Here is a 19109-nt window from a genome sequence, read left to right on the forward strand (position 1 = left end):
TGGTGGAGCTACGCGGGATCGAACCGCGGACCTCTTGCATGCCATGCAAGCGCTCTCCCAGCTGAGCTATAACCCCAACTCACCTCGGTGCTGACGAAGTTATCTCCGGCAACGGAGGCGCATGATAGGCATCACCCGCTTTGCTGTCAACCCTAAAATAACCGCGACTGATTCGTTTAGTCAAAATTGCAGCAGTTCGCTGTTTTTACCAGCAAGGCACGTGCTATCTCTCTGTTTTATGTCACAAATTGGCTCATGCACCTATAAAGGAGAGGCCGTGCAGCGAGCCTCTTTCCCCTTGCAACGCCCCCGCTCTCAGACCTCTCTATGGTCGCTGGTAATCAGCTTCTCCCCCGTCACCTCGGGAAAGCCTTTCCATAAAGGGCATTGCATTTGAAAACCCTTTCCATGATTTTTGTAAATTTACAACATAGAAAGTTGATCTGGCTCACAAATGACCATAGGATCAAACCGTGACCTAGGTCACATACCATAACCATAAATGACAGAGCGATGAGGTAAACCATGTTTGAGAATCTGGCAGTCCTGTTCCACCTGCGCGGTGCAACCACCAAGAACGGCGTTGTAGAGAAAGATGCCTATGCCCCCTCCACCCGTGAATACTACTTCCGCTACGGCAAATAATTGCTGAAAGCCTTTCACGGAAAATGTAATAAAACAACAACACACATCATCACACAGCCCTTTCGAGGCGCTGTCCTGTCCGGGCCAGATGTTCCACGGCCAAACCTGAACTCCACCAAACAAGAATGGGGCCCGCAGGCCCCATCTTTTATTGCATCGGCTCATTGCAGGATCTCGGCCTGATCCAGGTATGACACCATGAAATCCCCTTGCCGGGAGCGCTGGCTTGGATAACACCAGCATCCGGGAAGCTGGCTATGATGCTTGCCATCCTTGTTCAACAGCCAAATGCCGTCGATTAGGTACTGCATGAAGGGACAGCATGACGACGGACAGAGATTTAAAAAGAGCAAGCGAAGTTGAGCAAGCCCTCATCCTGGCGATACCGACCCGCTGGCCTGTCTCGCCAACAGCGGGATGCTCGCCTCTTGGGCAACCTGAAAATATTCGGCCGCAGACTTTCCAGCAGTGTAATTACAACAGCGGAAAGGTTACCACGAATCAGGTTCACACCTTATCAGAGAGCAGTGCAGCCATCACTTGGGGAGAGCCTTCATGCCGGCACCACAAGTCGGCCTGACCGGATACAAGACAGAGCAGAAAAAGAGGGATTGGCAGAGCAACCAATGTTCAGCGCCGCGGGTTGCAAAAGCGGGGCATGACCAGCATGCCCCGCCACAACTCAAGCCTTATTTACAGCTGGCGGCCCCCACATCCTGCCAGACGTCGTGTTTGCCGGGCTCGTTGCCCTTGGTCCAGTATTGCGCTTTCCATTGACGGCCATTATGGGTGGTGATCTCGCCACCGTTGTAAGCTACATTGGCATCCCAACCCAGTTGCACCTTGCTCACCAGCAACCACTGATCCGCGGTACGGCTCGGTTCGTTGCCCTGAGTCCAGTACTTGGCCTGCCACACCAGCTGGTTGTGGCTCACCTTGTCACCGCCGTTGTAGACCTTGCTCGCCTGCCAGGCAGGCCAGTTGGCGGCATCCGGATCAGTGGCCGAGCAACCGCCACCACCGCTGACCGGCTTGACCGTCAGACGGGTGGCGGCACTGGCATCCAGCGCGCCGTCGGAGACGGTGAGGCTCAGGTCATAGGCGGTATCGCTGGTAACGTTCGGACCGGTGACCACCAGGGTGGCACTGTTCTGACCGCTGGCGGTGAGGCCGGCCGGTACCGTCCACTGATAGGTGAGCGGATCACCGTTCGGGTCAGATGCGGTCGCCTTGAGGGTCACCTGCTTGCCGGATTCCACGGAAGCGGTAGCCGGCAGGCTAACCAGTGGCGGCAGGTTGGGCTGCGGCGCCTTGTTGGTGACCACCACCTGATCGCGAGCGGTGAGGTTGTGGTCGTCGGTCACTGCCAGCTCGAACACCAGATTGATGTCGGCGGTCACCGCATCGAGTACAACCCGGGCCTTGGCCTGAGTGGCATCCAGCAAGGTGGCCTGCGGGCCGGAGACCTGCTTCCAGCTATAGGTGAGGGCGCCATTTTCCGGGTCGTGGGACGCGGAGCCGTTCAGCGTCACCTCGGTCGGGCCGGTGACACTCAGATCGCTGCCCGCGTTGGCCACCGGCGGCTTGTTGGCTGGCGGAGTGGTTCCCTCGCCGTGACCCAGACCCTCGTGCATGGCATTGAGGATGTCGCCGTTGTCGGCATCAATCTCCCAGGAGAAGAGGCCACCCAGCTTGTTGGCCAGCACATACTGCCCCTTGGCCTTGACCGAGCGGTCGTTGTCATAGGTGATGAGATCGCCGGTCGAAGCCTTGAACAGATAGGGAGCCTCGGCCACCTCGTCGTAGCTCTTCTCCCAGCCACTGCCCATACGGTTGTTGACGATGTCGCGGTAATCGACCACGCCATCCTCCCAGGTGCCTTTCACCTTGCCGGTCGCCTTGCCGGTGAAGGGGTTGTTGCCCTGATAGCCGCTCACGCCAGTCCAGCCACGGCCATACATGGCGGCACCAACCACCAGCTTGCCGGGGTCAACCCCCTGCGCCAGCATCAGGTTGACCGCCTTGTCGGTGGTGTACTTGGTGTTGGGATCCCAGCTCGCCGCGTAGAGGTTGGTCTGGTGACCCAGCTCGGTATTGCTCCATGCGCCGTTGTAGTCGTAGGTCATCATAAAGATGTGGCTCATGTACTGCTGGGCCGCGCGGTAATCGACATCTTCAATCTTGTCGTAACCGGCGCCGACAGCGGAGGTGAGCTCATACTTGCGACCAGTCTGCGACTCCAGCTCATCGAGCATGGCGCGCAGCTCCTTCATCAGGGTCACATAGGTTGCGCCATCGCTCGGGCTGCCCAGTTTCGGGTTGGCGCCCTGTCCACCCGGATATTCCCAGTCGATATCAACGCCATCGAAGAATTTCCAGGTCTGCAGGAACTCTTTGACTGAGGCGACGAAGGTATCGCGCTTGCTCTTGTCGCCGAGGAAGTAGAAGGGGTCGGAGAGGGTCCAGCCGCCGACGGAGGGGAGGATCTTGAGGTCAGGGTAAGCCTGTTTGAGCGCCATCAGGGCACCGAAGTTACCCTTGTAAGGCTCGTCATAGGCAGTCAGGCCACTTTGCGGCATCTGAACGGCGGCCCAAGGATCGTGGATCGCAACCTTGAAGTCGGCACGACCGGCACACGCACGTTGCAACGCCTGGAAGCTCCCTTCGATCTCCTTGAGGCTATCGTTGAGGCCATCCCCGCCACAGATGGGGGTGAAACCATAGAGGATATGGGTCAGGTTCTGGGCCGGGATCTTGTCCACTGTGAACTTGCGACCATAGACGCCCCACTCCACGTAGTAGGTACCGACCACCTTGCCGGACTTGTTGGCGTAGGGCTTGTTGTTCTCCTGCAACGCGGCCTTTAGCGGCGCCAGGTGGCTGCCATCGGTATCGGCGACCACGATCTCCTTGGCATCAGAGAGAGTACAGCCATCGGCATTGCAGAGGGCCACCTGCATCTGGTAGCGCCCACCTTTGTTCACCTTGAATTTGGCCGTGCCTGCAGCAGCAGAGGGGCCAGACCACACCTCCTTGCCATCAAGCAGCACCCCAGCAGTCTGGCCGACGTCACCGCTCCAGAGGTTCCAGCTCACCTCCACATCGGCGGCATCCTTGACCTTGACCAGATTGTTGTAGGAGGTTGCCGCCTGATCCACTTCAACAATGGCGAACTTGGTGGGCCCCCAGCCGATGGTGGGCTTGCCCGGCGCGGCCGCATAAACGGCAGATGAGACAAGCAGGGAGCCGACCATCATGGCCAGCGATGCGGGTTTTGGACTTAGCATATTGTTTTCCTTTACGTTATGGACAAACGAAAGGGCAACACAACACGACAGGCAACACAAACACGACTACCCCTTGGCAAAGGCAGCCAGCATAACACTGTGGTGGCCCCGCTATCCCAGCTCAACAACGCCTTTAGACCGGAGGCTTTGCGTCCCGACTTTTCAATCGGTTTGCCCTTGTCACAACTTTATTTTCGGCGATAACTAATCGCGAATTAACTCTATGGCAATTTATATAACTAAGCAAACAAGACCATTCCAAACCCGCTACTGACCGTACCTGACGCTGAGCCATGACCTCATGATTCATCTTTAAAATACAAGGGAGCATTGGCCATTATTAATAGCTACCCAACTGATTAAGCTAAAAATTTCACTAAAACAAAATAAAGCGACAAAAGCTCAACACCTGTGGCACAACACAACAAGAGGTAGCCATACCTCACGGCAACAAGTGAATTCAAAGTCAATTTATTGCATACCAGTATCTTCCTCCCCCCACCCCTTCTTATTCAGACACCACAAACTTGTTTATCTGACCCCCAGAGCACAAACGCACAATCCGGCCAGAATGTAAGCAACTGGATAGACAGACATACGCAGTTGTTTATTTTTATTGGCATTTTTATATAATGCCCGCACGTCCCAGTGGCACAGCTGGATAGCGCGCGCCCCTCCTAAGGGCGAGGTCGCAGGTTCGAATCCTGCCTGGGACGCCACCCATCATCCCCTTTTCGCATTCACCCATCTCTTTGGCGATTAGTTCGACGTCCAGCAGCACTCAGCTTGCACCATCAAAATCCTCACCAAGTCACAAGCAATTGTATTCACGCAGCATTCGGCATCTATCCTCTCTCTGATAGACTGCTTCTTTTTGGCTGAGCCCTGCGGCAAAGCCAGCAGCTTCATCTTGCAAAGGAGTGTTGGATGTCCGGATGTTCCTGGTGGGATAGATCCACCGGTTTTGCCTTGCTGACCATTGTGCTGTGGGCCTCGCTGGCGGCGCTGACGTCACGGGTTACCAGCGTGTCACCGCTGGTACTGGTCGGGCTGGTGCTGTTTTTCTGCGGGGTCGGGGCCTTGCCGTTCTGGCGCCAGTGGCATGCTCGTCCGATTACCTGGCTGGTGACGGTTGCGGCATTGCTGCTCTACCATCTGCTGCTCTTTATGAGCTTTCGCCATGCCCCGGTGCTGGAAGCAAACCTCATCAACTACCTCTGGCCGCTCTGCATCATTCTGTTCACCCCACTGTTGTTGCCCGGCCATCCACTCCATGCCCGTCACCTGCTGGCTGGCGCCTTTGGTCTGGCGGGTTCCATGCTGGTGATGGTCAACGGCGAGCTGCAACTGCAGCAGGCCTATCTGCCGGGATACCTGCTGGCACTGGGCGCGGCAGTCGTCTGGGGAGCCTACTCGGTATTATCACGCCGTCTGCCGCCAGCCCCCGCCGTGGTCACTGCGGCAGCCTGTCTGCCCGCAGGTTTGTTGGCGCTGCTGCTTGCCCGTCTGCTCGAAGGGCCTCTGCCGCTCGCGCAGCTCCCCACCAGTGACTGGTGGCTGATCATCGGGCTGGCGCTGGGCCCGATGGGGGCGGCCTTCGTTACCTGGTATCTGGCACTGCGAGACGGCGATCCACGCCGGATCGGAGCCCTTGCCTACCTGACCCCTCTGCTGAGTACTTTGCTGTTAGTAACATTGAACGGAGAGGAGCTAACCTCGCGCCATCTGCTGGCCGGTGCACTTATCATGGGGGGCGCCCTGCTCGGTATGTTGGGCCAACGCAACAGCGCGCAGGTATCCCCAGCCAGTTAAATCGGCAAAATGGGGCCACCTGACCCGCGCTGTCATAAAAACGCCACCATCCCTGTTTAGGCTCGGCCATGCTCCCCCATGGTCTGTGCTGACAGGAATTACCCCGTGAAAATCGCCCATTACGCCACCCTATCCTCCCTTGCTTTGTTACTGGTTGCGGGAGGACAGGCGCTGGCCCTCTACCACGGCTGGCAACAGCTTGCCCGCACCAATCAGGCCCAGCATCAGCACGAGACGCTGCAACAACTGGTGACGGTGACGCTGCAAAACAGCCTGCGTGACTACCTCAACAGCGGCGATCCACAGCAACTGACCGCGGCGGAGAAGATCCGCCAGCAAGCGCTCTCCTCGCTGGCTGCTGAGGATGATGCCGTGGCAGCCCCGCTCAGGCAGCAACTCGAGCAGATGGCGCAGCGCATCGCGCACGACTATCAGGCCGCAGGCAAGCTCTCGGGCAACAGCCAGCTGCTGCTGCAAAATGCGGAGAGTGAGCTGGGCAGCCAGGCCATGGCGCTGATCCGCTATGGGGAGCAAGGCGCCAGCACGGAACAATCTGCCGCAGCACAGCAATATCGCCGCGGTGCAACCGAGATCCTGGCGAGCCTGCCGCGCCTCGCCCATTTGCGCCAAAGCTATATGGAACAGGGCAATGAGAAGCTGCTCGAAGGGATCCGCTTCGAGCTGGAGGCACTGCAAAAACAGGCCCAAGCGCTGCAAGCCTTGCCGCTGCTCGGCCTGTATGAGGAGGCGCCCGCCGATGAGTTCACGCTGGGGGAGCCGGTACGCAAGGAGCTGGGAGATCAACCGCGCAGCGAATTACGCTCGCTGCTGAGCCGCTATCCGCAGGAGCTGGCCAACAGCCGTGCGGCGCTACAACAGCAACAGGCTGGCCGCCAGACCGTGCAGCAAGACATCATGGCGATGTTGCAAGCGACCAGACAGATGGGGGAACAACTTGCCCGCGAACGGCAAGCCGTCAATCAGGAGCTGGCCACCATCCTCGGCACGCTGGCGCTCTGTCTGGTGATAGTCGCCCTGCTGTTTGCGCTGGTGCAACGACACTGGCTGCTCACCCCCTTGTTGCGACTGCGCGGAGCCTTTATGCAGCTCGATCAGACGGGGCAGGCCGAGCCGTTGCCTGCCGGGCGCGATCGCAACGAGCTGGCCGATATTGTTGCCAGCTACAATCGGCTGATCGGTCGTCTGCAACTGGACCAACAACAAAAAGAGGGGCAGCTGTCAGCGGTATCCCTCAGTCTGCAAGGGATGGTCAGTCAGGTTGACGAGATCCACCACAGCACCCGCACCACCGAACAGGTGGTCGACGAGAGCGGCCAGATGATGGATGAGCTGAACCAGCTGGCCGGAGAGGTTCATCAGGTTGCCGCCGACATCGCCCAGCATGCCCACCATAACGAACAGGCGATGAGCCAGAGCGAAGATCTGGTGGGGAGCATGCTGCACGCCACTCATCAGACCGGACTGGCGATTGACGAGAGCGATGAGGCACTGCAAGCCCTCACCCGCTCGGTTGCCGATGTGACGGCCATTGTCGATGTGATCGGTCATATCGCTCAGCAGACCAACTTGCTGGCCCTCAACGCCGCCATCGAAGCGGCCCGCGCAGGGGAACAGGGACGCGGCTTTGCCGTGGTCGCCGATGAAGTACGCCACCTCTCGGCCAATACCCAGCAATCCCTCAACCAGATCACCGATATTCTGGGGCGCCTGACCCAATCCGGCGAACAACTTGGCACTGTACTGAACCGGATCACCAGCGAATCAAGCCGCCAGCGGGCGCAGGCGGAACAACTGCGCCAGACTACCCAGGCGGTGCGGGAGATCGCCCGCAACACCGCAGTGATCGCCCTGCAGGGCGCCGACAACGCCAAAAGTCAGGAGCACAAACTGGCCAGTTTTGCCGATCTGATCGCCCGTATCCATCAGCATGCCCGTCAGGTGAGTCAACTCTCGGTGCAGGTCTCCTCCCATATCCACCATCAGGCGCAGCAGATCCCCCGCATCCTCGGCCAGCAAGGCTGACCCCTATTCACCCCAAATCTTTGCCAGCTCACTTTCCCTCGACCAGAGGGAAAGTTTTTTTGTAGCACAAAATTATCTGTTATCGGCAGGTTAACTGACACCTCTTCCCCCGTACCGGATGAAAACCCGCACTGGCGCTGGCTGCGGCCTCAAGAAAACGCTCTCATCACCGTGATACCTGCCATGAGGCTGTTTACGACCTTGCCCATGATTATTTGCACTCGGTCATACTTTTGAAACGTTGAGGGAACTTTTCATTGATATTTCGCACCGCGAACGTACTCTTGGGGTTGTCCGATAGCCAAGAATCGGAACATAAAAAAACAACATGTGATGATCAGGACTGCCAACTACAGATGTGCCAAGACATCCGGGTTTGCAGGTAGCCAAGACAAGATTTTTTGCCCTTCGGGGTTTTGATTGCAATGCCAATACCGAGCGGTAGGCCCGATGCCAACTGCCGGAAAAAAAGCTAAGTCCATAAAATCAGGAGCAATAAAAATGGAAAAAGTGATCTTCAAGCGCGCCGCTTTGAGTGCCGCTGTGGTAGCCGCTCTGGTCGCCCCCGGTATGGCGTTGGCAGCTCAGGATATGATGAGCCCGGAATACGGCCAGTCCTATGAAACCTTCGTTAAAGACTCCAAACTGACCGGCGGTCTGTTCTACTTCCAGCGTGATCGTCAGCGCATCGATGGTGACCCGACTGCAGCCAAGAAAGAAGGCAAATACCAGTCCAACCTGAGCCATTCCACCGTTCAAGCCGCTCTCAACTTCAACTCCGGTTATGCCTGGGACACCGTAGGTCTGGATCTGGGCGGCTTCGGTGCCTATGACCTGGCCGTTACCGAAAATCACCCGGTCAACCAGGAGAACGAATTCTCCTTCGCTGGCCGTTCTTGGGGCAACAACGCCAAAGATGGCTCCCCTGAAGGTGGTTTCAGCCTCTCCAACGCAGCGATGAAGCTGAAATTCCTGGACGGCGGCATCACTGCCAAGGGTGGTTATACCCAGCTGTATGTCCCTGGCCAAATCGGTGTTAACTGGTCTTATCAGCCGGGTACCTATCGTGGTGGTCAAGTTGAAGGTAACTTCGGTGGCCTCTACCTGACCTACGCCATCGCTGACGAGTACAAGGCCCCCTGGTACAAAGAGACTCAGGTCTTCTCCCGTGCCAAAGCGTGGATGGATCCGTTCGCTGATGAAAACGTCATCGACTACATCCACGGTATCGCAGCCCGTTACACCTTCGAAAATGGCACTGCAGTGACCGGTTCTTTCGGTCAGTCCGAAGGCTACATGGATAGCTACCACTTCAAACTGGCTCACAAGTTTGACGTACTGGGCGGCCTCTCCACCAGCTACCAGTTCTACGGTTCCGAGACCGAGACCTACACCAAGGGCGCTTCCCAGATCGAGACTTATGACGGTCTGGCATGGCAACAAGCTCTGACAGCCGCCTGGGGCATGGGCCCGTACGGCTTCCGTCTGGAAGGTCTGTGGACCAAGGCTGAAGGTGCGGAAGGCAACTACCTGCCCCGTCTGACCCGTGGCTACGCCAACTCCCAGGGTGCCAACGAAATTTGGTGGGACTCCCGCTCTGACTGGAACGCCAACAACGAGAAAGCGCTGTTCTTCGGCGTGACCCGTTCTCTGGATGACCTGGTTGGTGCGCCTGGCTGGTCCGTCGGTGTATCCGGTGCTTACGGTTGGGATATCGAAACCGGTCAAGGCAAGAAAGCGGCCAACGGTGAAGATACCGAATGGGCAGCCAACTTCGATGTCACCTATACCGTGCAGGATGGCAAGCTGAAAGGCACCCTGTTCAAACTGCACTACACCGACTACAACAACGACATCAGCCAGGGCGGCGGTTGGACCGATTACCCCAACATCTTCGCCTCCGAGCACGACGTCAAGTTCCACATCATCATGCCGCTTACCTTCATGTAATCAGGCAATACGATGTCAGCAAACCGGGCCACTTGGCCCGGTTTTCTTTTTACCGGTTGGCAGGCTAACATGCGAGCCGGATAAGGATTTTATCCGCTCACCAGCCCGCACGCTTTTATCAGCAGTCACAAGGACGCCATCATGCCCCGTTTTGTTCTGATCACCGGTTGTTCCAGCGGAATTGGCCTCGCCGCCGCGCAGGCGCTGGGCCAGCACGGTTTTACCGTGATCGCCTCGGCGCGCAAGGCGGAAGATGTGGCCCGTTTGCAGCAACAGGGATTGCTGGCAGTTCAGCTGGATCTGGCGGACCCCGCCTCCATCGAGCTGGGTGCCAGTGCGGCGCTCCATCTGGCAGGCGGGCGCCTCTATGGCCTGTTCAACAACGGCGCTTATGGCCAACCCGGGGCGCTGGAAGATCTGCCTACCGAAGCGCTCAGGGAGCAGTTCAATACCAACCTGTTTGGCTGGCACCATCTGATCCGTCAGGTGCTGCCGCCGATGCTGGAGGCCAAGGAGGGACGGATAGTGCAGAACAGCTCGGTGCTGGGACTGGTTGCCATGAAGTATCGCGGCGCCTACAACGCCAGCAAATTTGCGCTGGAAGGTTATAGCGATACCCTGCGCCTCGAACTGGCGGGTAGCGGGGTACATATCAGCCTGATTGAACCGGGCCCCATCGATACCCGTTTTCGTGCCAATGCCCGCAGCGCCTTCTTGCGGCACATCGATCCGGCCCAGAGCCGTCATCAGTCGGCCTACCGCCAGACCCTGACACGGCTGGAAAAAGAGGGGGCCACCAGCGGCTTTACCCTCCCAAGCGAAGCCTGCATCCCGCCGCTGCTCCATGCGCTGACCCACGCCCATCCCAAGGCGCGCTATCCGGTGACTACTCCGACCCGGCTGTTTGCCTTCCTGCGACGGGTATTGCCCACTCGCTGGCTCGATAAACTGCTGGCCAAATCGGCCTGATCCCGTGATGGGCGACAAGCATCCTGCCGCCCGGATTGAGTTAGCTGTATAGCGGCGTCACCCGACCCGCCAACCTGGTTTGTCCCTCTCTTCAATAGTGCTCGCCATTGCTGTAGTAGGTGCTCTTGACCAAAGGAACCACCTGCACCACCACATAGGTCTGCTCCCCCAGCACCTGCTTCAAATGGCGCGTGATAAGGCGCGCGGCGGCGTCCTGCATCTCCTGCGGCCGTTCGAACCAGTGCAGCTCGACAAACGGAAATCCCGCCTCTGGCTCGCCGTTACGGATCCAGCAACTCTCCACCCGCTCCATGGTGACAAACTCCGGCTTGCCGCCGGTCAGCTCGCAAAGCTCGGCCAGCAGCGGGCCGCTCACCTGTTGCAGGGTCTCGAGCGCCACGGCGCGAAAACGAAGATGGGGCATGGCAAACCTCTTGGTTATCTGAAATGAGGACTTATCATAGGAGTTATTGTCAGCAAGAGAAGTCACCCGGCGCATATTAAGGATCCCCATGAGATTTCATCGCACCCTCTTTGCCTTCCTGCTCTGCCTGCTGCTACCGCTGCACGCCTTTGCCGATCCCGCCTTCTATCGGGTGAGCAAGGGCAACCAGCAACACTGGCTGCTGGGCTCCATCCATGCGGGCAAGCCTTCCCTCTATCCTCTTCCCGAGCCGGTGGAGCGTGCCTGGCTGCAGAGTCGCGCACTGGTGATGGAGGTGGACATGAACAGCATCACGCCGGATCAGTGGCAACAGACCGGCTCCCTCACCCGACTGGTGGATGGCAAACCGCTCAAGGATCATCTGCCTGCCGAACTCTATCAACGCACCCTGATGGCGGGGGCCCGCTATGGCATCGACGAGGCGACCCTCGCCACCCTGCGCCCATGGTTTGCCGCCATAACCCTGACCCAGGCCGCCATGGCCCGCTCCGACTTCAAGAGTGAACTCGGGATAGACCAGCACTTTGCCGTCCGGGCCGCCAAAGAGGGCAAACCGGTAGTGGGTTTTGAAACCCTGTTGGAGCAGCTCGGTTATCTGGCCAGCGTGGGTGACAACCAGACCCTGATGCTCGCCAGCACCCTGGATGAGCTACCGATGCTGGAGAGCGGTTTCGCCGCCGTGATGAAGGCGTGGCAGCAGGGAGATGAGGCGACGCTGATCAATCTGCTCAAGGAGGAGATGGCTCCCCCAGCGCTACAGAGCTGGATGGAGCAGACCCTGCTGGCCGAGCGCAACCACAACTGGCTGAAGAAATGGTCCACCCTGCCCAACGAGAGCTTTATCGTGGTAGGCGCCCTGCACCTTTACGGCGAACAGGGGTTGCTGGCGTTGCTGGAGCAGCAAGGGTGGCGCATTACCCCGCTCACCACACCGGGCCCTGTGCAGGCTCGGTAGCAAGGAGTCCAGTGAGAACGATCACAGATCGCGCTGGTTATTAAACAACCTGCAAGGGAGTTGATCGGGATCATCCCGGACGGGGCAAAGAGGTATTTATCATGCCTGTCATCAACCGGGTGACAGGAGCAATAAAATGGACTTTTGGCTGGACCTGATGTTTGGCAACAGCGTGGGATTGATGTCGATGCTGGTGATTATCGGCACCTTCTTGCTCATCAGCTCTTACGCGGCCTACTTCATCTACAAGGTGATGCACTCGCAACCGCCTCATTCACAGCAACCCCATTCTCAACAGCCCAAAGAGGGAAAATAATCCTCTGACCACAGGCGGCAGCTCACACTGACCGCCTGTGCTGTTTTATGGCTCGCGACTGTGCTTCCCGGGCCAGACTGCACCAGTGTCCATGCTGGGCGCCCCTTATCCCCTCCCCCTTTCCCCGTTTTCTGTACCGGTTGCGGCCGTTATAATGGCCCCCACTTTTTCTTATGGGGAGCCTGCCGTGTCTCATAACGACGAACTCTCGCTATTTATGAATGAAGTGGCCGACGTGCGGCCCATTCGCAGCGACAACATCCATCCCCATGCGGCCAAATCCGCCCCGACCGAGGCGCAGCTCGCTCGCCGCCAGGCTGCCACTGCCGAACAACTCGCCCTCGACCACCTCACCATGGAGGCCATCGAGATGCGCGATCCGCACGAAATCGTCGGCTTCAAACGCGATGGGGTGCAGGAGGGGGTCTACAAGAAGCTGCGGCTCGGCAAATACGAGCTGCAGGCCAGCCTGGACTTGCACCAGAAAACCCTCAATGAGGCACGCCAGACGCTGGTGCAGTTCATTGCGGATTGTGAAGTCCGGGATATCCGCTGCCTGCTGATCCTGCACGGCAAGGGGGAGCGCAGCACCCCGCGTGCCCTGCTGAAAAGCTATGTCAGCGCCTGGTTGCCGCAACTGCCCGCCGTCATGGCGATCCACAGTGCCGAGCGTCGCCATGGCGGCAGCGGAGCTCTATACGTGCTGCTGCGTAAAAGCGAACTCAAAAAAGCGGAAAACCGCGAACGGCACCAGAAGCGGCTCGGCTAATCCGCGTTTAGCTCCCACGTCTTTTGCCCGCCCGCATGAAGGTGGTCAACTATACAGCGGCGGTGTTAGCATCGAACGGCCCCGATCATGCCAGGTACGGGGCGGCATACCATCAGGGACGATAACAAGGACAATCCCATGTCATATCAAAAGCTTGAACAACATCAGCAGCAGATCCACCGCTTTAGCCACCTCGCCGCCATCTGCGGCTGGGATCAGGCGGCCATGATGCCGGAAGGGGGCAACGATGCCCGCGCCGAAGCGATGGCCGAACTCGGTCTGCTGATCCACCAGAAGCGCACCGCTCCCGAGCTGGGCGACTGGATCGCCAAGGCCGAGAGTGAGCCGCTCGATGAAGTGCAACGTGCCAACCTCGGCGAGATCAAGCGCCAGTGGCAAGATGCCAGCCTGCTGCCCGGTGAGCTGGTCGAAGCGCTGTCGCTCGCTGGCAGCAAGTGCGAGCACGCCTGGCGCAACCAGCGCAAGAACAACGACTGGGCCGGTTTTGCTCCCAATCTCGAGGAGGTGGTGAAACTCTCCCGTGAAGTGGCGCAACTGCGAGCCGATGCGCTTGGCGTGCGCCCCTACGACGCCATGCTGGCCCTCTATGAGCCGGGCATGACCAGCGCGCGGCTCGATCAGATCTTCGGCGATTTGGCCAGCTGGCTGCCGGCTCTTATCCAGACCGTGAGTGAACAGCAGAAGGGCGATGCCCTGCTGCTGCCGCAAGGCCCCTTCCCCATCCCCACCCAGCAGGCGCTCGGTCAGGAGGTGATGGGGCTGCTCGGCTTTGATTTCGCCCACGGCCGCCTCGATGTGAGCAGCCACCCCTTCTGTGGCGGCGTGCCGACCGACGTGCGGATCACTACCCGCTATAACGAGCAGGAGTTTGTCTCCAGCCTGATGGGCATAGTGCACGAGACCGGTCACGCTCGTTACGAGCAGGGACTGCCGCGCCATCTGCTGGGTCAGCCGGTGGCCGAAGCGCGCTCCATGGCAATCCACGAGAGCCAGAGCCTGTTTTGTGAAATGCAGCTGGGGCATCATCCGGCCTTCCTCGCGCTGCTGGCGCCACGTATTCGTCACCACTTCGGCGAACAGGCGGCGTTTGCGCCGGACAATCTGACCAAGCTCTACAGCCGGGTCGAGCCGGGCTTTATCCGGGTCGATGCGGACGAGGTGACCTATCCGGCCCACGTTATCCTGCGCTACGAGCTGGAGCGCGATCTGGTGGAAGGGAAGATCGAGGTGGCCGACATCCCCGAGCTGTGGGACGCCAAGATGCAGCAGTGGCTGGGACTCTCCACCAAGGGCAACTACCGCAATGGCTGCATGCAAGATATTCACTGGACCGACGGCTCGTTCGGCTACTTCCCGAGCTACACCCTGGGCGCCATGTATGCCGCCCAGCTGCGTTTTGCCCTCGAAAAAGAGCTGGGCAGCATGGGGGAGGTGATCGCGGCGGGCCGCTTGCCGGAGATCTTCGGCTGGCTCGGGCGCAACATCTGGTCACAGGGGAGCCTGCACAGCACCGACGAGCTGGTGCGCCGCGCCACCGGTGAAGCGCTCAACCCGCACTGGCTTCGCCAGCATCTGGAACAGCGCTACCTGAAGTAATGAGCGCAGTAAGCTAACAGCAGAACGGGGCCCTTTTTAGTTGACCACTACAGGGCCCCGTTTTTATGGCGGTTCATTTTTATGGCGGTGCATGGCACAGCACGCCGTCACGGCAATGCTGTAAAAAGAGAGGGTTCAGAGGGGGTCCGGTGAACCCAGCAACTCGCGCAGTTGCAGGATATTGCCCTCCGGGTCGAAGGCGTTGCGCACCACAAAGCCGGGCCCTGTCCACTGCTGTGGAAGCAAACCGCCACCGAGATCCGCCGCCTTCGCTTCTGCCCAGGCGAGGCTGGAGACGGTGAAGAACAGCTTGATGGCCCCCTCTTCCCGCAACTCCGGGGGCCTTTTGATAACGACTTGCTCGGCATAAGGTTCGGGAATGGCGTGGATCAGCAGCTGGATATCGCTGTTTTCCAGCACCACCAGCTGCTCATCCTGACTGCAGACCACCATCTGCAGCAGGGTACGGTAAAAGTGGGTCAGCAGGCCCGGATCCTTGGCATAGATCAGGGCACCGGCGCGAGCTGGGCCTGGCATGGAGCACTCCTCAATAGTGAACAACTGGGTGGACAGATCTCCACCATCTCACAGTTGCGCGCCCCATTCGATCCTTTTTAGCGACTCGCCAGCCTCACTGCACAAAGTGCCACTGCCGCAGTGCCAGTGTCGGAGGCGGCCCCTGATCATCCCCCAAATCTGCCATGCCCAGCGCCTCGTCATAGTGCACACCGCCCGCGCCACTCTCGGTCAGGTGTTTTGCCCGCACCGCCCCGTACAGACCGCCACTTCCGCTGATCTTCATCTCGGTGAGCGGGGCATAGAGAGCGGCATAGAGCGGCGTATTGCCCGACAGCTTGACCCCATCCTTGCCGCTATACGCGGAATAGATAGAGATAGCGGGCGTACCGCCAGCGGTCAGCCCCTGTTTGGCTGCCGTCACCTCGGCACCGGCCCCAAGATCGACCTTACCGCTGACGATCAGGATCAGGCTGCTCCCCTCGCTCACCGTCAACTTGTTGCTGCCTGTCATGGTGAAATCCTTGTCGATCAGCAGCACCACATCCCCCTTGATGGTGAGCCTGGCATCGGCCCCCATATTGAGGCTGTCGAGCTTGTAAATAGTCTGTTCCTTGCCAAACAGCTCCCCCTTGCCGGGGAACGGCAGCCCGGGCTTTTGCTGGTTGCTGCTGGTGACCGAGCCGGTGGAGGGATCCGTGGTCAGCACCATCTGCTGGGTGGCCCCGAGCGTCAGGGGACCATTGATGGGCAATGTTGCAGGGGGGAACGATTTGGGCAGCGCGGCCACATTGAGCGGGTCACACACCTGCCCGACAACAGGCGGTAGCTTGGGATGAGCTCGGTATTTGGGCTCCAGATACTTCTGATGCTTGGCATCAAGGAATGCCCCGTTCCCACCATAGTTCAACTTGTCGCCAGCAATGCTTGTGCCATGACCCATAGAAACATCCCCATTGATCGCAACAGCTCCGGCAATATGCCCCCCTTGCAAGGCAAAATTTCCACTCCCGTTCACGCTGCCCTCAACCCTGACGACCCCATCAGAGGGAGAAATGGTGATATCGCCGCCAGCAAGTACATTACCCGCAACAGGTGAAGAACCTTTCAAGGTCACCGAGCCGGTCGCCCGCACATCACCCCAGATGGGGGAGTGCCCGGCGAGCACTACATTGGCCTTGTCGCTGACGGTCGCCACCTTGGCGTTCTGCCCCTGATTAAGGGTCCCGGAAACAGACTCCTTGTACGCTCCCTTGCGCGAATCATAGCTGTCGATAAAACCGCTACCGGAAAGGCTTAGCCCTTCGCATGCCACCACCGAATCCTGAAAGATCAGATTGCCGGGCTCGCGCTTGAGGGTAAACAGGGCGTTGAGGCTGGCATTCCCCTCTAGATAGCGGCCATGGCTCTGCAACGCCAGCTTGCTGCCTGTGGAGGCATCCAGCTGATCGATGCTGAAGCGGCTGCCCGCCATGGCCCCTTCCCCCTTGCCAGGCACCTTCTGCACCAGTTGCTCCCACTCTATCCGCAGTTCGGCGCCAAGGGCCTGATGCAGGGCACGATAACTCTCGTTCATCCCCTGCTCGGCACTGAGCTGCGCATTGATCTTCTTGTGAAAATTGCCGCTCAGGCGGGTTTGCAGCTGATTCTCCTGAATGCTGGTAAACACCAGCAGGCTCGACAGCAGGCTCACCACCAGCACCACCAGCAATACGGCTCCCCGCTGCCCCTGCAATCCCTTGTTCATCCTGCTCCCCCTGCACCGGATGTGGCCAGTGCTGCCGCCCAGACCGCCTTGCGGCGTGCCACCTGCACCTCTACCCCCGGCGCCAGATAGCTCGGCAGCCCTTCGGGCAAGATACGGATATTGACCAGCGCCCCCTGCTGGCCGAATTCAAGATCCTGAAGATGGGCCAGCAACAGACGCGGGCCATCCCCGTCATCGCAACTGAGTACCGGCGGCGTGAAGCGGTACTGCTCGGTAAAATCGGCGGTTTTCTGGTTGCCAAGGCAGGAGAGCACCTGACTGCCCCCCTCTACCTTGAAAGCCAGCGTCAGGCGATCAGGGGTGACCGCTATCAGCTGATCCGCCTGCTTGATGCTGTTGGTAAAGGTGAGAGTGGCAAAGCGCAGCACCTCGTTCGCCTGCTCCAACGCCTTGCTCTGCTCGACCGTGCTCTTGATGGGCACGTAACCGGCAAAAATCGCCAGCATCAGCATCAGACCGAGCACCATGGAGATCATCAGCTCGACGAGACTGACACCTCGCTGTCGGAAGGGAACGTTCAGCATAGTGGTGGAAATCCTGCGTTCAGCTCCACCCGCTTGGCGCCGGAGACCCGCTCATCCTGCCACTCGATAGCGACCACAAAGTTGTCGCTATAACGGTTCGGTAGCACCAGCCGGTGGCCCTCGAGCAGGGTGAAGCGGGCAAGAAAATCGCCCTGGGTGAACCGCTCCGGCTTGCGCTGCACTTCGCACAGCGAACCCCAGATCTGCTCCACGCTGTTGCTCGCCTCGATCGTGGCCAGGGTGCTCTGCAGGCTATAGTGCGCCTGCTGCAACGAGACCACCTGCCCCTTGGCGAGACCGAGAAACACCATCACCGCCAACACCATGGAGACCATGATCTCCACCAGATTGAACCCCTGCTGACGGGCAAGTGCGGCGTGTCTCATGAGCAGCTCCCTTGCAGCAGCTGACCGCTCGGGGCCACGCAGAGTACACGCTGCTCACCGAGGCGATTGGCCAGAGTGATCTCGGCGTGGCTGCTGCTGCCGGTTGGCGCGATCCGGATCGGCTCAAACGGTTTGATCACCACTCCGCCAGCAGGTGCTGCCGCCTGACGCAGCAACTTGCTGTCAGCCATCACCTCCCAGCCACCGTTCTCGGTGCCCTGCAGTACCACCGGCAGGGTCAGCTTGACCGCTTCGCTGCGGGCAAAGCGGTAGGCTGACGCGAGCTCGGTCGCACTGCGATCGAGCCGTTCGGCCGCGAGGCGCTGACTCATGGAGGGCAACCCGACTAGCAGCAAAATAGCGGCGATGCCGACCGTGATCATCAACTCAATCAGAGTAAATCCGCGCACGTTCATCTTATGATCCCCAGCAGTCATGGCGATTGGCCGCGCGATAACCGGTCTGATCTAGGGTCAGAGTGCCGCACTCATCCTGTTGTCGCGTCGTTGGAATGGCTTTGAGCAGGTAGTCGCCAGCATCTTGCTGGCTGTAGCTGAACTGGTAGAAATCCGTGTTGGAAGGAGTGGCAAACGTGTCGGGATAACGGCCCTGTTGGGTATAGATACGTTCGAGGGCGAGCGCCTGCTCCAGCAGTTGCTGCTGCGCTTCGTAACGACGTCCCTGTTGCAGATAACCCTGATACGCTGGCAACGCGATGGCCGCGAGAATGCTGACAACCGTCATGGCGATCAACAACTCGATCAGACTAAAGCCCCGGCAATGGGGCCATGCCTTACAGTCGTTCACTTATCATCCTTGGCAAGTGTTGTTGTTATTGGCCGGCCCTGGGCCGCAAATGCGATGACTTAATAATCATCAAAAATTAACTGACTCGATTGAACAACACAAAATCGCCACACTCAATGTAAAAAAGATAGTTATGTGATCTGTTATTAATTTTTAAGCAGTTTTCGCCGCCACTAATCTCGCTAAGCAAATAACGCTAAGCCAATCGTGCCTACGACCCGTCCGTTATGCCTCCTTCTGTCGAGCCGCGACATATGAATAACAGCGTGACGAAGAGTGAAACCCGGCCGTGCAATGAAA

16 protein-coding genes, 2 tRNA genes and 1 riboswitch are annotated in these 19109 nt (G+C 58.9%); of the genes, 9 read left to right on the top strand and 9 right to left on the bottom strand.

The genetic code is table 11. The features are described from left to right. Together G5137_RS16270 and G5137_RS16275 are read right to left on the bottom strand one after the other, a co-directional pair. A tRNA-Ala gene (locus G5137_RS16270) sits at positions 1-76 on the bottom strand. A 1258-nt stretch (positions 77-1334) separates the two neighbouring features. Beyond that, positions 1335-3932, bottom strand: a complete 2598-nt coding sequence (locus G5137_RS16275; RefSeq protein WP_421255669.1) for a glycosyl hydrolase family 18 protein — start codon at positions 3930-3932, stop codon at positions 1335-1337. A 98-nt stretch (positions 3933-4030) separates the two neighbouring features. After that, positions 4031-4118: riboswitch (cyclic di-GMP riboswitch) on the bottom strand. Positions 4119-4574: 456 nt separating this feature from the next. Here G5137_RS16275 and G5137_RS16280 point away from each other — a divergent pair. The 5 genes from G5137_RS16280 (at position 4575) to G5137_RS16300 (ending at position 10706) form a co-directional block, all read left to right on the top strand. Next, positions 4575-4651 (top strand) — tRNA-Arg (locus tag G5137_RS16280). Between the two features lie 208 nt (positions 4652-4859). Further along, positions 4860-5744: a DMT family transporter gene (locus tag G5137_RS16285; RefSeq protein WP_421255670.1), complete on the top strand. Its 885-nt coding sequence runs from the start codon at positions 4860-4862 to the stop codon at positions 5742-5744. Positions 5745-5849: 105 nt separating this feature from the next. Beyond that, entirely contained in the window at positions 5850-7787 is a 1938-nt protein-coding gene (locus tag G5137_RS16290) for a methyl-accepting chemotaxis protein (protein WP_421255671.1), read from the top strand. A gap of 501 nt (positions 7788-8288) precedes the next feature. Next, the gene (locus G5137_RS16295; RefSeq protein WP_005338723.1) at positions 8289-9737 is read left to right on the top strand and encodes an OprD family outer membrane porin; all 1449 of its coding nucleotides are present in this window, start codon (positions 8289-8291) and stop codon (positions 9735-9737) included. A 141-nt stretch (positions 9738-9878) separates the two neighbouring features. Further along, positions 9879-10706, top strand: a complete 828-nt coding sequence (locus G5137_RS16300; RefSeq protein WP_042054211.1) for an SDR family oxidoreductase — start codon at positions 9879-9881, stop codon at positions 10704-10706. A 91-nt stretch (positions 10707-10797) separates the two neighbouring features. Here the strand turns inward: G5137_RS16300 and G5137_RS16305 are convergent, their stop codons facing one another. Next, the gene (locus G5137_RS16305) at positions 10798-11130 is read right to left on the bottom strand and encodes a DUF1904 family protein (protein ID WP_421255672.1); all 333 of its coding nucleotides are present in this window, start codon (positions 11128-11130) and stop codon (positions 10798-10800) included. An 88-nt stretch (positions 11131-11218) separates the two neighbouring features. On the opposite strand from G5137_RS16305, the gene G5137_RS16310 reads away from it, so the two are divergent. From G5137_RS16310 to G5137_RS16325, 4 genes are all read left to right on the top strand, one after another. Next, on the top strand, positions 11219-12106 hold the full coding sequence (locus G5137_RS16310) for a TraB/GumN family protein (RefSeq protein WP_236271711.1): 888 nt from the start codon (positions 11219-11221) through the stop codon (positions 12104-12106). 136 nt (positions 12107-12242) lie between these two features. After that, positions 12243-12422: a DUF3149 domain-containing protein gene (locus G5137_RS16315; protein WP_005338733.1), complete on the top strand. Its 180-nt coding sequence runs from the start codon at positions 12243-12245 to the stop codon at positions 12420-12422. 187 nt (positions 12423-12609) lie between these two features. Continuing rightward, a complete protein-coding gene (smrA, locus tag G5137_RS16320) occupies positions 12610-13191 on the top strand; it encodes a DNA endonuclease SmrA (RefSeq protein WP_421255673.1) in 582 nt (193 codons plus the stop codon). A gap of 138 nt (positions 13192-13329) precedes the next feature. Further along, positions 13330-14808 (top strand): carboxypeptidase M32, encoded by a 1479-nt coding sequence (locus tag G5137_RS16325; protein WP_421255674.1) that lies wholly within the window; start codon positions 13330-13332, stop codon positions 14806-14808. Between the two features lie 135 nt (positions 14809-14943). On the opposite strand, the gene G5137_RS16330 is transcribed toward G5137_RS16325, so the two are convergent. The 6 genes from G5137_RS16330 to G5137_RS16355 form a co-directional block, all read right to left on the bottom strand. Then, positions 14944-15345: a VOC family protein gene (locus G5137_RS16330; RefSeq protein ID WP_227341251.1), complete on the bottom strand. Its 402-nt coding sequence runs from the start codon at positions 15343-15345 to the stop codon at positions 14944-14946. A gap of 94 nt (positions 15346-15439) precedes the next feature. Beyond that, complete coding sequence (locus tag G5137_RS16335; RefSeq protein ID WP_421255675.1) at positions 15440-17071, bottom strand: DUF7305 domain-containing protein; 1632 nt, start codon at positions 17069-17071, stop codon at positions 15440-15442. After that, entirely contained in the window at positions 17068-17616 is a 549-nt protein-coding gene (locus G5137_RS16340) for a PilW family protein (protein ID WP_042656732.1), read from the bottom strand. The genes G5137_RS16335 and G5137_RS16340 overlap by 4 nt, the downstream gene beginning before the upstream one ends. Continuing rightward, the gene (locus G5137_RS16345) at positions 17610-18002 is read right to left on the bottom strand and encodes a type IV pilus modification PilV family protein (protein ID WP_042656731.1); all 393 of its coding nucleotides are present in this window, start codon (positions 18000-18002) and stop codon (positions 17610-17612) included. Before G5137_RS16345 ends, G5137_RS16340 begins: the two co-directional genes overlap by 7 nt. Further along, entirely contained in the window at positions 17999-18418 is a 420-nt protein-coding gene (locus G5137_RS16350) for a GspH/FimT family pseudopilin (RefSeq protein ID WP_042656730.1), read from the bottom strand. The genes G5137_RS16345 and G5137_RS16350 overlap by 4 nt, the downstream gene beginning before the upstream one ends. 1 nt (position 18419) lies before the next feature. Continuing rightward, a complete protein-coding gene (locus G5137_RS16355) occupies positions 18420-18809 on the bottom strand; it encodes a type IV pilin protein (protein WP_005343572.1) in 390 nt (129 codons plus the stop codon). Positions 18810-19109: the final 300 nt, after the last annotated feature.

It is taken from the genome of Aeromonas sp. 600282 (assembly GCF_049175755.1).
GTDB lineage: Bacteria > Pseudomonadota > Gammaproteobacteria > Enterobacterales > Aeromonadaceae > Aeromonas > Aeromonas veronii_A.

Coding starts and splice junctions, on each gene's coding strand:
- G5137_RS16275 (WP_421255669.1), bottom strand. CDS start 3,932: ATGCTAAGTCCAAAACCCGCATCGCTGGCCATGATGGTCGGCTCCCTG.
- G5137_RS16285 (WP_421255670.1), top strand. CDS start 4,860: ATGTCCGGATGTTCCTGGTGGGATAGATCCACCGGTTTTGCCTTGCTG.
- G5137_RS16295 (WP_005338723.1), top strand. CDS start 8,289: ATGGAAAAAGTGATCTTCAAGCGCGCCGCTTTGAGTGCCGCTGTGGTA.
- G5137_RS16300 (WP_042054211.1), top strand. CDS start 9,879: ATGCCCCGTTTTGTTCTGATCACCGGTTGTTCCAGCGGAATTGGCCTC.
- G5137_RS16305 (WP_421255672.1), bottom strand. CDS start 11,130: ATGCCCCATCTTCGTTTTCGCGCCGTGGCGCTCGAGACCCTGCAACAG.
- G5137_RS16310 (WP_236271711.1), top strand. CDS start 11,219: ATGAGATTTCATCGCACCCTCTTTGCCTTCCTGCTCTGCCTGCTGCTA.
- G5137_RS16315 (WP_005338733.1), top strand. CDS start 12,243: ATGGACTTTTGGCTGGACCTGATGTTTGGCAACAGCGTGGGATTGATG.
- G5137_RS16325 (WP_421255674.1), top strand. CDS start 13,330: ATGTCATATCAAAAGCTTGAACAACATCAGCAGCAGATCCACCGCTTT.
- G5137_RS16330 (WP_227341251.1), bottom strand. CDS start 15,345: ATGCCAGGCCCAGCTCGCGCCGGTGCCCTGATCTATGCCAAGGATCCG.
- G5137_RS16335 (WP_421255675.1), bottom strand. CDS start 17,071: ATGAACAAGGGATTGCAGGGGCAGCGGGGAGCCGTATTGCTGGTGGTG.
- G5137_RS16340 (WP_042656732.1), bottom strand. CDS start 17,616: ATGCTGAACGTTCCCTTCCGACAGCGAGGTGTCAGTCTCGTCGAGCTG.
- G5137_RS16345 (WP_042656731.1), bottom strand. CDS start 18,002: ATGAGACACGCCGCACTTGCCCGTCAGCAGGGGTTCAATCTGGTGGAG.
- G5137_RS16350 (WP_042656730.1), bottom strand. CDS start 18,418: ATGAACGTGCGCGGATTTACTCTGATTGAGTTGATGATCACGGTCGGC.